The following is a 13,225-nucleotide window of genomic DNA, read 5'->3' on the forward strand; positions in this document are numbered from 1 at the left end:
AGGCGCGGGGCCGTCTCGAGAGCCGGCTCAGACGTCGATGCGGTCGCGGCTCAGGCCGGCCCCGTCGATGATGAACTCCTTGCGCGGCGCGACGTCGTTGCCCATCAGGAGCTCGAACACCCGGGCCGCGTTCTCGGCATCGTCGACCTTCACCCGGCGCAGCATGCGGTTCTGGCGATCCATCGTGGTCGTCGCGAGTTGCTCGGCGTCCATCTCGCCGAGACCCTTGTAGCGCTGGATCGGCTCGAGGTACTTCTTGTTGGTGCGCTTGAGCCCGGCGAGGACGCCGTGCAGCTCTTTCTCGCTATAGGTGTAGATCGTCTCGTTCGGCTTGCTGCCGGGGTGTTGGACGACGACGCGATGGAGCGGCGGCACGGCCGCGAAGACCCGCCCGGCCTCGATCATCGGTCGCATGTACCGGAAGAACAACGTGAGCAGCAGCGTGCGGATGTGGGCACCGTCGACGTCGGCGTCGCTCATGATGATGACCTTGCCGTAGCGCGCGGCCTCGAGGTCGAACGAGCGACCCGACCCGGCACCGATCACCTGGATGATGGAGGCGCACTCGAGATTCGAGAGCATGTCGCTCACGGACGCCTTCTGCACGTTGAGGATCTTGCCGCGGATGGGCAGCAAGGCCTGGTACTCGCTGTTCCGGGCATTCTTCGCCGTGCCGAGCGCCGAATCGCCCTCGACGATGAACAACTCGCTGGACGTCACGTCGCTCGAGCGGCAGTCGACGAGCTTGGCCGGCAGCGAGGAGTTCTCGAGCGCGTTCTTGCGTCGCTGTGTCTCTTTGTGGGCCCGGGCCGCGATGCGCGACTTCATCTCGGAGACCACCTTGTCGAGCACGACGGCCGTCTGCGCCTTGTCGTCGCGCTTCGGCGACGCGAACAGCTCGGCGAAGCGGGCCGCGACGACGTTGGCGACGATGTTGCGGACGGCCGGCGTGCCCAGGATCTCCTTCGTCTGCCCCTCGAACTGAGGCTCGGGCAGTCGCACCGTCAGCACGGCCGTCAACCCGGCCAGGACGTCGTCCTTGTCGACCTTGTCGTTGCCGACCTTGAGTCGGCGGGCGTTCTGCTCGACCTGCTGCCGGATGAACTTCACCAGTCCGGCCTCGAACCCCGCCTGGTGCGAGCCGCCCTTCGGCGTGGCGATGATGTTGACGTAGCTGCGGAAGACGGTCTCGTAGCCGCTGCCCCAGCGGAGGGCGAGGTCGACCTCGCACTCGCGCTCGAGCTCGGTCGCCACCATCGCCCCGCCGTCGGTGAGCACCGGCACCGTCTCGGTGTACGTCGCCGTGCCCTGCATGCGCCACGTGTCGGTCACGGCCGTGTCGGGAGCGAGGAACTCGACGTACTCGCTGATTCCGCCGTCGAAACGGAACGTGCTCTCGAGCGGGAACCCGCCGTCCGTGAGGGACCCCGGTCGCTCGTCGCGGATGCGGATCGACAGGCCCGGGATGAGGAAGGCCGTCTGGCGGGCGCGCCCGAACAGTTCGTCGGGAAGGAACGTCGCGCCCCGGGTGAAGATCTGTCGGTCGGCCCAGTAGCGGATCCGCGTGCCGGTCTTCGCCTTGGCCGTCTTGCCCACGACGCGGAGCTCGCTGCCCGAGACGAAGGGCGTGAAGGGCGAGTCGGGCGTCGGCTCCCCCGTGTCGGCGAACGTGCCGGGTTCTCCGCGGCGGAACGACATCGCATAGGTCTTGCCGCCCCGGTCGACCTCGACGTCGAGACGTTCGGACAACGCGTTGACGACCGAGGCCCCCACGCCGTGCAAGCCACCCGAGGACGCATACGAGCCGCCGCCGAACTTGCCGCCCGCGTGGAGCTTCGTGAGAACGACCTCGACGCCGGTCAGCCCCGTCTTCGGCTCGACGTCGACGGGGATGCCCCGCCCGCTGTCGCGCACCTCGACGCTGTCGTCCGCGTGCAGCAGGACGTCGATGGCTTCGCCATACCCGCCGAGCGCCTCGTCGACCGAGTTGTCGATGATCTCCCACAGGCAGTGCATCAGGCCTCGGCTGTCGGTCGACCCGATGTACATGCCGGGTCGCTTACGGACCGCCTCGAGACCCTCGAGCACGGACAGATGGCGGGCCGAATAGTCTGACGTGGCCACAACACTCCTTCAGCACGTCCGACTCGGTGACGACCGGGGACCGGGCGTGGTCGTCGGGCTGGAATTCTCGGCCGGAGGCGTGCGTTCTATGCTAACGAGGACCGGTGACAGCCGAGTTCTCGACACTCGTCGCCCCGCGTTCTACGCGATCAGCGAAATCCAGCCAAATGTCGCACGGTCGTAACGCGGGCGTGTTTTGATGAGTGTCACCTATCCACAGCACCATCGTTTGGAGGAGCATCCCATGTCTCAGATGGCCACCGACCACACCGCCGTCGACGAGCTCGGCTCCCGTTACCAGTTGAGTGCAGCCGACCGCTGCGACAGCTGTGGGGCCCAGGCCTACATCCGGGCGACCATGGCCAGCGGCGAGCTCCTCTTCTGCGCCCACCACGGCGCGAAGTTCAAAGAGAAGCTGCAGCCGAACGCTATCGAATGGCTCGACGAAAGCGACCGACTGCTCGCCAGCTGAGCAGCCGACACCGACTTCGGGTCCGACCTCCGATCGACACGATCGTGTCGGACGACGCGAAAGGCGCACATCGATCACGATGTGCGCCTTTCGTCGTTCTCGGCTCCGGCGGGAGACCGAGGAGGTGCTACATGGCTTTGAAGGCTCGGTCCAGGTTGTCGGCGATCACCTTCTGCGAGGCCGCCGCGTAGTCGTCCAACGTGGAATGCGCCTCCGACGTCTCGTAGGTCACGCCGTGACGCGACAGGGCCGCGACGAGGAGCCGGTCGGCGAGAGCCGGGTTGAGCGGCAGGATCGGGCCCTTCATCTGGGTGCCGATGCTCGCACCGCGGACGACACCCTCGGCGGAATCGCTGCCGTTGCCTCCGCCGTAGACGACGTGCCCGAAGGGCCGCGCGGTCGAGCCGAGTTCGAGGGACGACGCGTGGTCCTCGAAGCCGAAGAGCTCGATCTCGGAGCCGCCGTAGGGCGTCGTGACCCGGAAGTAGTTGGTGCGACGGGTGGCACCGCGACGCACGAGGGCGTCGAAGTATCCGATGCCCTGGACCGTCTCCCCCTCGGTGGTGACGACCCCACGCGTGGTGAGCTCGAGACCGCCACCGACCGCCAACAGCGGTACACCTGCGTCGGCGAGGCGCTCCAGCGGTTCGCGCAGCCGCTGGGCGTCGTGACTGACGGACCGGACGCCCGACAGGGGTCCGTGTCCGAGCAGGACGACGTCGACGTCGCCGGGGACCGTGTCGCCCACGCGGTACTCGAGCTGCTCGGACCCGATGCCGGCGCGACGGGCGCGCTCCGCGAGCGTCATGGCGTTGCCACGGTCACCGCTCACGCCGAGCTGCTCGGGATACAGGGTGAGGATTCGCAGGACGTGCTCGCTCACGCGGTCTTCTCCAGATCGGGGTGGCCCAGGATGCGCCTGGCCATCATCATCTGCTCGTAGTTCGTCACGAAGTGCTTCGTGTGATCGCTCGGCGAGGGCAGGGCCCTCATCAAGCGGATCGCCTTGGCGATGTCCTCTTCGATGACGTGCACCGGGATGCCGTCGTGCTCGAGTCGGAGGGCGAGCTGCCACGCCTTCGCACCGGCCAGCACGTCGACGTGGTCGAGGTGCGAGAAGTCGATGTCGTAGATCCACGAGATGTCGGGCGTACCCTCGTCGATCGCGAGCATGACCTGTTCCACACCCTGCGGAAGGGCGTCGAGGTTCAGCTGGAGACTCGCGGCGTTCTTGAACATGATGAACTCGGCCTGGTCCGCACCGATGGTCATCCGCTCACCACGGCCGTAGGCCGGCTTCATGCCCGTGAACGCCTTCCGCACCGCGGCCGGGTCGACCGGGCGGCCCAGGACGACCGACGTCGTCTGGATCGCGGCGGCCGCATCCACGGCGTAGTGCAGGCCGCGAGCCGGCAGCGTGATGTCGATCGGCACGCCGGCGGTCGTGATGGTGGCACCCGCGCCCGTCAAGGCGGTGACCTCGGTCTCGGCGGTCAGCGACTCGTCGGCGTCCCGTCGGAAGTCGTTGGCGTTCTGCAACCCGTTGGGCGACGCTGCGACCACGTCCGCGGACGCGCCGAAGCGCGTCACCGCCTGCCCCGATGTCGAGGAGTACGGGCCGAGGTGCTGGTCGTCGCGGTTGGTGACGACCGACGACGTCGCGGTCGCCGCGGTGTCGGTCATCATCGTGCCGACCCGTTCGGTCTCGAAGAAGCGGTAGAGCTGGTCGACCTGGACGTTGAGCATCAGCACGGTCTTCGGGTGCAGCGAGCGGCTCAACTCGACCGCGAACGCCTCGTCGACCTCGATGACGCCGATGTCGTGCTTGATCCGGCCGAACGGTGTGACCTCGCGGAGGAACGCCGACGCGATCCCCTGCGGGAGGTTGGCGCCCGTCGGGTTCGTGAAGACGGACAGCCCGTGCGCACGGAGTACCTCCGTCAGCATCATCGTCGTGGTCGACTTGCCGTTCGAGCCGAGCACGAAGACGACACCCTGCGGGAACTGCTCGGCGACATGGCTGAGGAAGTCGGGCGCGAGGCGCAGGACGGTCTGGCCGGGATAGGCCGAACCGCCGCCGCGGAGACGTGCGACGGCACGGACGAGCCTCCCCGCCAGAACGGGGATCAGGTACTTCATCGGCTTACTCGAGGTAGTCGCGCAGCGACTGCGACCGGCTCGGGTGGCGGAGCTTGGCCATCGTCTTGGACTCGATCTGACGGATGCGCTCGCGCGTCACGCCGAAGGTGTCACCGATCTGGTCGAGCGTCTTCGGCATGCCGTCGCCCAGGCCGAAGCGCATGCGGATCACACCCGCCTCGCGCTCGGACAGCGAATCGAGCAGGCTCTCGAGCTGCTTCTGCAGCATCGTGAAGCCCACGGCGTCAGCCGGGACGACCGCTTCGGTGTCTTCGATCAGGTCACCGAACTCGCTGTCGCCGTCCTCACCGAGAGGAGTGTGCAGCGAGATCGGCTCGCGGCCGTACTTCTGAACCTCGACGACCTTCTCGGGCGTCATGTCGAGCTCACGCGAGAGCTCCTCGGGCGTGGGCTCGCGGCCGAGATCTTGCAGCATCTGACGCTGCACGCGGGCGAGCTTGTTGATGACCTCGACCATGTGCACCGGGATACGGATGGTGCGGGCCTGGTCGGCCATGGCACGCGTGATCGCCTGACGGATCCACCAGGTGGCGTAGGTCGAGAACTTGAACCCCTTGGTGTAGTCGAACTTCTCGACGGCACGGATCAGGCCCAGGTTGCCCTCCTGGATGAGGTCCAGGAACTGCATGCCGCGACCCGTGTACCGCTTCGCGAGGCTGACGACCAGTCGGAGGTTTGCCCCGAGCAGGTGGCTCTTGGCGCGCTGGCCATCGCGCGCGACCCACCGGAGTTCGCGCTCCAGCTCCTTGCTGAGACCCGTGCTGTTCGCGAGCTTGTCTTCGGCGAACAGGCCCGCCTCGATGCGCATGGCCAGTTCGACCTCTTCGGCCGCGTTCAGGAGGGCGACCTTGCCGATCTGCTTGAGGTAGTCCTTGACCGGATCCGCCGTCGCACCGGTGATGGTGGTCGAGTAGACGGGGATCTCGTCGTCGTCGTCCTGCGAGATGACGAGGGCGCCGGTCGGCAGGACCTCGGGTGCCTTGCCTGCGTCGGAGGGCTCGGTGTCGGCGTCGGTCTCGGCATCGTCGGTCGGGGCGACCTCGGGCTCGTCCTCGTCGGCGGCCTTCTTCGGCTTGGTCGCCTTCGCGGCCGTCGCCCTCTTGGCGGGCGCCTTCTTGGCGGGGGCCTTGGCCGGGGTCTCTTCGACGACGGCGTCGGGGCCGTCGGTGGTCTCGTCGACGACCGCGGTCGCCTTGCTGCGAGTAGCCATACGAACACCTTTCAGTTCTCGGGTACCGTCCGGGCCGTTGTCCGCGGTTCGGACGCCGACCGACCCGTGTTGCGTCGATCGGTTCTGGCGGTACGGCGATTTCGGGCAGTACTAGGACCCATGTCAAGTCCCCGACCGAAGTCGTGCCGCCGATGAGGCGAACTGGACAGATCGGAAGGACGTGAACGGGTCCGTATCCCATTATTGCACGTTCGGAGGAAGGCGGGGACACAAGCCCCTGACCGAGGGACAGTCGAAGTGGGGGTGGTCGAGGGACGGTCAGCCCCTCGGGCGACGCAGTCGCCTGTTGAGAGCAACCCACAACGGCGCCACCTGTATTCCCTCCTCGAGGTGCAGCCCCCTGCGGGTGTGCCGTCGCGCCACGAGCAGCCCCACCACGCCCACGCCGATCACGAGGTATTGGACGCAGAAGGCGACCCGGAACGCCTCGAGCGAGAAGAGGTCACTGGGCAGCCCTGCACCCACGCGGGCGGCGTCGAGCCGGTCCAGGACGACGCCGATCAGGAACATCATGACGAAACTGGCGAGGAATCCCCCCACGTTCACGATGCCGTTCGCCACTCCGAGACTCCGGAGCGGGTTGAAGGTGCGGGCGAAGTCGAAGCCGATCAGCGACCCCGGCCCCCCGATGCCCAGGACGACCATCAGCGCGTAGACGAGGGGCTGCGGCGGCCCGCCGGGCCACGCCAGCACGAGCGTCCACGTGCCGAGGACGAGTGTCACGATGCCGAGGACGAGATTCGAGCGGCGCAGCGGGAACCGGGCCGAGAGCAGACCGAGCACCGGCCCTGCGACGACACCGGTCGCGACGATGATCGTGAGCATCGCCGATGCCTCGGTCGGCGAGTAGTCCAGGGCCCCCACGAGAAAGGGCACACCCCAGAGGAGGCTGAACACCGTTCCCGACGACTGTGTCACGTAGTGGGACCAGAACCCGAGGCGAGTGCCCGGTCGCCTGATGCTCTCCCCCAGCTGACGGAACGCCTCGGACCACGTGGCCCCTTCCGCCCGGGGCCCCTCGACGAAGGGCGAGTTCTTGACGACCAGCGCGACGAGGACGACGACGAGGACCGACACGGAGGCGGCGGACAAGAATGCGGGCGTCCACCCGAAGCCGTGCAGGACGAGAGACAGCGGGAGCGCCGAGAGCACCTGCCCGGCTTGGCCGATGTTGCCGGTCCATTGCGACACCTGCGGCAGGATCGGCCCCCGGAACCAGGACGGCAGCAAGCGGATCACCGAGATGAACGTCATCGCATCCCCCGCGCCCACGAGGACGCGGCCGACGATGGCGATGCCGATCACGGGCGGCGACACCGCGACGACGATCTGCCCCGCAGCGAGCAGCAGGCCACCCACCAGGATGAGCCTCTTCGGCCCGACCCGGTCCAGGAGCACGCCGACGGGGATCTGCAGACCTGCATAGACGATCAGCTGGACGACGGCGAGAGTCGAGAGCGTCGACGCGCCGATGCCGAAGAGGTGCTGCGCCTCGACACCCGAGACACCGAGCGAGGACCGTTGCAGGACCGCCACGATGTAGGCGGCCACCGCCGCACCCCAGACGGTCCAGGCGCGGGCGGAGTTCACACGAAGAACTTAGTGGAGGTCGTCGACGACGGCGTACTGCGCCGGCCGGCACCGCCGCTCACGCGTCGTCGTCGAGTCGTCTCGTGGCGAGGAACTTCTCGAGCTCGGCCGCGAGGTCGTCCGCCGTGGGGACCTGACCGTCCTGGTCGGTCAGCGGGGACGGCAGCGGGTTGCCCTCCATGTAGGTGTCGTGGCGTTCCTCGAGCGTGCCGACCAGACGCGACAACTCGTGGTTGCCGGCGACCTGCTCCTCGACCTTGAGCAAGAACTCACGCCCCTGCTCGCGCAATCGGTCGGTGGGGAAGATGAGCCCGGTGGCCGAGCTGATGCTCGACAGCGCCGTCACGGCGGCATCGGGGAACTCCGTGTCCGCCAGATAGTGCGGGACGAGGATGACGAAGCCCGCCACGGGATCCGCCGCCTCGTGCAGGCGGTGTTCGAACAGGTGCAGCACGTTCGCGGGCGCCTGCGTGACGGGACGCCAGACCGAGAGGGACTCGATGAGGTCCGCTCGATTGCCGCTCACCGTCACCTGCAGGGGCCGCGTGTGGGGCACCGGCATCGGGATCGCGTGGACCCACGTGGTCGACGACACGGCGAACCGACGCGCCACACCGAGGAGCGCCTCCGTGAACCGCTGCCACTGGAAGTCGGGCTCGAAGCCCGACAGGAAGAGAAAGGACTGGCCGAGGTCGTCGCGCATCAGGTGCAACGAGAGACGCGGGGGCGTCACCTCGGAGATGTGGTCCTGGTCGAAGGTGAAGACGGGACGCCGAGCCCGGTAGTCGAGGAGTTCGTCGGCGTCGAACGAAGCGATCAGCGTGCCGTCGAGTGTCTCGTGCACGAACTCGTTCAATTGGCTCACCGCCGACCCGGCGTCGGCGAAGCCGGTCAGGCCGGCCACGAGCGGAAGCCCTTCGGGGACGCCGTCGGCATCCTCGGTGAGGACATAGAGCTCGGCAGGATCGTGCATGCGACAAGCCTAGGCATGGCGCGGGCGGTGCCGGGCACTGCGGCGGCATGCCCAGAGCGAACAGGGGCCTCGATACGATGGGCGGCATGACTGTCGCCACGCTCTCCACCAGCCGCACCTCTCCCACGACCGTCGAGGCAGACGCTCTCGTCGTCGGCGTCAGGAAGGGCGCCGACGGTCCGGAGGTGGTCGGCCCCCTGGCAGATGTCATCACGTCGTTGGGCGCGATCGGCGTGACGGGTGCCCGCGACGAGCTGACGCGCCTCCCAGGCGACGGTGTCTCCGCGAGCAGCATCGCGCTGATCGGCCTCGGTGACACGATCGACGAGGAGTCGCTGCGCTATGCCGCCGGGTCGGCGGTCCGCCAGCTGACCGGCCTCGACCGCGTCGCACTCGCCCTCGTCGTCTCGACCGAGCAGGAGGCCCTCGCCGTCCTCGAGGGCGCGGCCATCGCCTCCTGGGAGTTCGACGGGTTCCGACACTCCTCCGCGTCGCCCACGCGCCGCCATGCCCGAGACCTCGTCCTGGTCACGGAGTTCGAGGTCGGCACCGGGGCCGTCACCCGCGCCGGGATCGTCGCCGAGGCCGTGCACACGGTCCGGGACCTCGCGATGACTCCGCCCGAGCAGCTCTCCCCGGAGGCCCTGGCGGACGCCGCCGTCGCACATGCCTCCGGCGCCGACCTCACCGTCACCGTCCTCGGCGACGCCGAGCTCCGGGAGGGCGGCTACGGCGGCATCCTCGGCGTGGGCCAGGGGTCGAGCCGTGGCCCGCGCCTCGTGAAGGTCGAGTACTCCCCTGCCGGTGCCGCGAAGCACGTCGCGCTCGTCGGCAAGGGCATCACGTACGACACGGGCGGGCTGTCCCTCAAGCCGGCCGCCAGCATGCTCGGCATGAAGGACGACATGACCGGCGCCGCCACGGTGCTCGCGGTCACCGTCGCGGCAGCAAAGCTCGCCCTGCCGGTGCGACTCACCGCCTGGCTCTGCATCGCCGAGAACATGCCCAGCGGCAGCGCGATCCGCCCCGACGACGTCCTCACCATCCGCGGCGGCACGACGGTCGAGGTCACGAACACCGACGCCGAGGGACGTCTCGTCATGGCCGATGGTCTCGTCGCCGCCAGCGAGGAGCACCCCGACGCGATCATCGACGTCGCGACGCTGACCGGCGCCCAGGTGGTCGCCCTCGGCACGCGGTACGTCGGTGTCATGGGTGACTCCGGCCTGGCCGCCGAGGTCGTCGCCACGGCCGATGCCGCCGGCGAGACGTTCTGGCACATGCCGCTTCCCGGCGAACTGCGCAGCCGTCTCAACTCGGACGTGGCCGACCTCGTCAACGCCACGCCCGGCAACACGGCGGCCGGGATGCTCCTGGCCGGCGTGTTCCTCCAGGAGTTCGTGGGCAAGCGCGTCGACTCGGAGTCCCGCATCCCGTGGGCGCACCTCGACATCGCGGGTCCCAGCGTGAACAAGGGCGGCGGCTGGGGCTTCACCGGCAAGGGCTCGACCGGCGTGGCTGTACGGACCCTGATCGAGCTGGCCGACAAGTTTTCGGCCGCGTAGTAGGGTCGTACGGGCGGGAGAAACCCGTCGAGATCGGTCCCCGGAGCAGTGAGTGCGGTCGCGTCCCCTGGACGTCGCCGCCACGGGTGGGACGTCGCCGTCACCACGACGGCGCCCACCACGACGACGGGGTCACCTCCGAACGCACGAGGGAGTTGCTGGGTGTCGGAACAGAATTTTGACCTGGTCGTGCTCGGTGGCGGCAGCGGCGGATACGCCGCCGCGCTGCGAGCGAGCGAACTGGGCATGAACGTCGCACTGGTCGAGAAGGACAAGGTCGGAGGGACCTGCCTCCACCGGGGCTGCATCCCGACCAAGGCCCTGCTGCACTCGGCCGAGGTCGCCGACGTGTCGCGCGAGTCGGCCAAGTACGGCGTCCACACCGACTTCCACGGCATCGACATCGGCGCCGTCACCTCGTACCGCGAGGGCGTCGTCGCCAGCAAGTACAAGGGCCTCCAGGGTCTCGTCAAGGCCCGCGGCATCACCACCATCGCGGGCGAGGGTCGTCTGACCTCCCCGACGACCGTGCAGGTCGGCGACGACACGCTCCGCGCCAAGAACGTCGTGCTGGCCACGGGTTCGTACTCGCGCAGCCTGCCCGGGCTCGAGATCGGCGGCAAGGTCATCACGAGCGAGCACGCTCTCGCCCTCGACCACGTGCCGAACAAGGTGGCCATCCTCGGTGGCGGCGTCATCGGGGTCGAGTTCGCCTCGGTCTGGAAGTCCTTCGGGGCCGACGTCACCATCATCGAGGCGCTCCCGCACCTCGTCCCGAACGAAGAAGAGTCGATCAGCAAGCAGTTCGAGCGTGCGTTCCGCAAGCGCGGCATCGAGTTCTCGCTCGGCGTGCGGTTCCAGAGCGTGACCCAGGACGAGAACGGCGTCGTCGTCACCCTCGAAGACGGCAAGACCTTCGACGCCGACCTGCTCCTCGTCGCCGTGGGCCGCGGGCCGTCGACGGCCGGGCTCGGCTTCGAAGAGGTCGGCGTGACCATCGACCGCGGCTTCGTGATCACCAACGAACGCCTCGCGACGAGCGTTCCGGGCGTCTACGCCATCGGAGACATCGTCCCCGGCCTCCAGCTCGCGCACCGCAGCTTCCAGCACGGCATCTTCGTCGCCGAGGAGATCGCAGGCCTCCAGCCGCAGGTCATCGACGACACGAACATCCCGAAGGTCACCTACTCGGACCCCGAGGTCGCATCGGTCGGCCTGACCGAGGCCAAGGCGAACGACAAGTACGGCGCCGACAAGATCGCGAGCTACGACTACAACCTGGCGGGCAACGGCAAGAGCCACATCATCGGCACCAGCGGCTCGGTCAAGGTCGTCCGTGTGGTCGACGGCCCCGTCGTCGGCGTGCACATGATCGGCGCCCGCGTGGGCGAACTGATCGGCGAGGCGCAGCTGACGGTCAACTGGGAGGCCTACCCCGAGGACGTCGCTCCCTTGATCCACGCGCACCCGACGCAGAACGAGGCTCTGGGCGAGGCCATGCTGGCGTTGGCCGGCAAGCCTCTGCACGCGATGTAGTCCTGCACCATCCCCGAACCACCCACAGCACCACACGACGCAGACACACAATGTCTTCAAAGGAGCCCCACTGATGAGCGAATCCGTCAACCTCCCGGCACTCGGTGAGAGTGTCACCGAGGGCACGGTCACCCGCTGGTTGAAGAACGTCGGTGACCGGGTCGAGGTCGACGAGCCCCTGCTCGAGGTCTCGACCGACAAGGTCGACACCGAGATCCCGTCGCCGATCGCCGGCGTGATCGAGGAGATCCTCGTCCCCGAGGACGAGACCGTCGAGGTCGGCACGGCACTCGTCCGAATCGGCGACGGCAGCGCTGCCGCGGAGTCGGCTCCGGCCGACGAGCCCGCCGAGCAGGCAGACGCCCCCGCCGCCGAGCAGGACGCCCCCGCCGAGGCCGAGGTCCCCTCCGACGCCGCACCGGCACCGGGTGAGGACGAGAACGCCGAGGCGCCCGCACCGGCCCCTGCCGTCGACCCGGCTCCCGCCGCGGCCGCTCCGGCGCCCGCCGCTGCTCCGGCGCCCGCTGCCGCTCCGCCGGCAGCCGCACCCGCCGCTCCCCCGGCAGCCGCACCCGCCGCTCCCCCGGCAGCTGCGCCCGCCGCCGCACCGCAGGCCACCGCGCCCGCGACGGACGATGCACAGGACAAGGCCTCGGGTGGGCCCGTCGGCTACGTCACGCCTCTCGTCCGCAAGCTGGCCAACGAGAAGGGTGTCGACCTGTCGACGCTGACCGGCAGCGGTGTCGGTGGTCGCATCCGCAAGGAGGACGTCCTGTCCGCCGCCGAGGCGGCCGCTTCGTCGAGCTCGTCGGCCGCACCGGCCGCCGCACCGATCGAGGTCTCGCTCCTGCGCGGCACGACCGTCCCGATGACGCGCCTCCGCAAGGTCGTCGCCGAGCGCGCCGTGCAGTCGATGCAGGCGATGGCCCAGCTCACGAGCGTCGTCGAGGTGGATGTCACGAAGGTCGCGGCCTTCCGGGACGCCCACAAGGCGGAGTTCCTCGAGAAGACCGGCAACAAGCTGTCCTTCCTGCCGTTCTTCACGCTGGCCGCCGCCGAGGCGCTCCAGGCGCACCCGAAGCTGAACGCCACGGTCGACGGCGACTCGATCGTCTACCCCGACACCGAGAACATCAGCATGGCGGTCGACACGGAGCGCGGCCTCCTCACGCCCGTGATCAAGAACGCGGCCGATCTCGACCTCGCCGGCATCGCCGGTGAGATCGCCGACCTCGCTCAGCGCACGCGCGACAACAAGCTGAAGCCCGACGAGCTCGCGGGTGGCACGTTCACGGTGACGAACACCGGTTCGCGCGGCGCCCTCTTCGACACCCCCGTCGTGTTCCTGCCGCAGGTCGCCATCCTGGGCACCGGTGTGGTCGTCAAGCGTCCCGTCGTCATCTCGGCCGACGGCAGCGACTCGATCGCCGTCCGTTCGATGGTCTACCTGGCCCTGTCGTACGACCACCGCATCGTCGACGGTGCCGACGCCGCGCGCTTCCTCGTCGCGGTGAAGACGCGCCTCGAAGCAGGCGACTTCACGGCCAAGCTCGGCATCTGAGAGCACCCGTGAC

Annotated in this window: 10 protein-coding genes; 4 read left to right on the forward strand and 6 right to left on the reverse strand. The window is 68.7% G+C overall.

What is annotated here, in order from left to right:
- Window positions 1-27 precede the first annotated feature (27 nt).
- Window positions 28-2,124, reverse strand: coding sequence for a DNA gyrase/topoisomerase IV subunit B (locus ACPEEZ_RS08000; protein WP_423917214.1), 2,097 nt, complete (start codon window positions 2,122-2,124; stop codon window positions 28-30).
- A gap of 244 nt (window positions 2,125-2,368) precedes the next feature.
- Here ACPEEZ_RS08000 and ACPEEZ_RS08005 point away from each other — a divergent pair, with 244 nt between their 5' ends.
- Window positions 2,369-2,596 (forward strand): DUF7455 domain-containing protein, encoded by a 228-nt coding sequence (locus ACPEEZ_RS08005; RefSeq protein WP_423917216.1) that lies wholly within the window; start codon window positions 2,369-2,371, stop codon window positions 2,594-2,596.
- 127 nt (window positions 2,597-2,723) lie between these two features.
- Here the strand turns inward: ACPEEZ_RS08005 and ACPEEZ_RS08010 are convergent, their stop codons facing one another.
- The 5 genes from ACPEEZ_RS08010 to ACPEEZ_RS08030 all read right to left on the reverse strand — a co-directional run bounded on the left by ACPEEZ_RS08010 (window position 2,724) and on the right by ACPEEZ_RS08030 (window position 8,550).
- Complete coding sequence (locus ACPEEZ_RS08010) at window positions 2,724-3,479, reverse strand: type 1 glutamine amidotransferase (RefSeq protein WP_423917219.1); 756 nt, start codon at window positions 3,477-3,479, stop codon at window positions 2,724-2,726.
- Window positions 3,476-4,735: a MurT ligase domain-containing protein gene (locus ACPEEZ_RS08015; RefSeq protein ID WP_423917221.1), complete on the reverse strand. Its 1,260-nt coding sequence runs from the start codon at window positions 4,733-4,735 to the stop codon at window positions 3,476-3,478. Before ACPEEZ_RS08015 ends, ACPEEZ_RS08010 begins: the two co-directional genes overlap by 4 nt.
- A gap of 4 nt (window positions 4,736-4,739) precedes the next feature.
- A complete protein-coding gene (locus tag ACPEEZ_RS08020; protein ID WP_423917224.1) occupies window positions 4,740-5,966 on the reverse strand; it encodes an RNA polymerase sigma factor in 1,227 nt (408 codons plus the stop codon).
- 279 nt (window positions 5,967-6,245) lie between these two features.
- Complete coding sequence (locus tag ACPEEZ_RS08025) at window positions 6,246-7,577, reverse strand: MFS transporter (protein WP_423917227.1); 1,332 nt, start codon at window positions 7,575-7,577, stop codon at window positions 6,246-6,248.
- Window positions 7,578-7,635: 58 nt separating this feature from the next.
- Window positions 7,636-8,550 (reverse strand): proteasome assembly chaperone family protein, encoded by a 915-nt coding sequence (locus tag ACPEEZ_RS08030; RefSeq protein ID WP_423917230.1) that lies wholly within the window; start codon window positions 8,548-8,550, stop codon window positions 7,636-7,638.
- Between the two features lie 86 nt (window positions 8,551-8,636).
- Here ACPEEZ_RS08030 and ACPEEZ_RS08035 point away from each other — a divergent pair, with 86 nt between their 5' ends.
- The 3 genes from ACPEEZ_RS08035 (at window position 8,637) to sucB (ending at window position 13,212) form a co-directional block, all read left to right on the forward strand.
- Window positions 8,637-10,115, forward strand: a complete 1,479-nt coding sequence (locus ACPEEZ_RS08035) for a leucyl aminopeptidase (protein ID WP_423917233.1) — start codon at window positions 8,637-8,639, stop codon at window positions 10,113-10,115.
- Between the two features lie 162 nt (window positions 10,116-10,277).
- The gene (gene lpdA / locus ACPEEZ_RS08040) at window positions 10,278-11,651 is read left to right on the forward strand and encodes a dihydrolipoyl dehydrogenase (RefSeq protein WP_423917235.1); all 1,374 of its coding nucleotides are present in this window, start codon (window positions 10,278-10,280) and stop codon (window positions 11,649-11,651) included.
- Window positions 11,652-11,724: 73 nt separating this feature from the next.
- Window positions 11,725-13,212 carry a 2-oxoglutarate dehydrogenase, E2 component, dihydrolipoamide succinyltransferase gene (gene sucB / locus ACPEEZ_RS08045; RefSeq protein ID WP_423917238.1) on the forward strand — a complete coding sequence of 496 codons (1,488 nt, stop codon included), beginning with the start codon at window positions 11,725-11,727 and terminating at the stop codon, window positions 13,210-13,212.
- Window positions 13,213-13,225: the final 13 nt, after the last annotated feature.

This window comes from Frigoribacterium sp. 2-23, assembly GCF_049601585.1.
Classification (GTDB): Bacteria; Actinomycetota; Actinomycetes; order Actinomycetales; family Microbacteriaceae; genus Frigoribacterium.

Excerpts from the sequence above, each read along its gene's own strand:
- ACPEEZ_RS08005 (WP_423917216.1), top strand. The coding sequence starts at position 2,369 with ATGTCTCAGATGGCCACCGACCACACCGCCGTCGACGAGCTCGGCTCC.
- ACPEEZ_RS08015 (WP_423917221.1), bottom strand. The coding sequence starts at position 4,735 with ATGAAGTACCTGATCCCCGTTCTGGCGGGGAGGCTCGTCCGTGCCGTC.
- ACPEEZ_RS08020 (WP_423917224.1), bottom strand. The coding sequence starts at position 5,966 with ATGGCTACTCGCAGCAAGGCGACCGCGGTCGTCGACGAGACCACCGAC.
- ACPEEZ_RS08030 (WP_423917230.1), bottom strand. The coding sequence starts at position 8,550 with ATGCACGATCCTGCCGAGCTCTATGTCCTCACCGAGGATGCCGACGGC.
- ACPEEZ_RS08035 (WP_423917233.1), top strand. The coding sequence starts at position 8,637 with ATGACTGTCGCCACGCTCTCCACCAGCCGCACCTCTCCCACGACCGTC.
- sucB (WP_423917238.1), top strand. The coding sequence starts at position 11,725 with ATGAGCGAATCCGTCAACCTCCCGGCACTCGGTGAGAGTGTCACCGAG.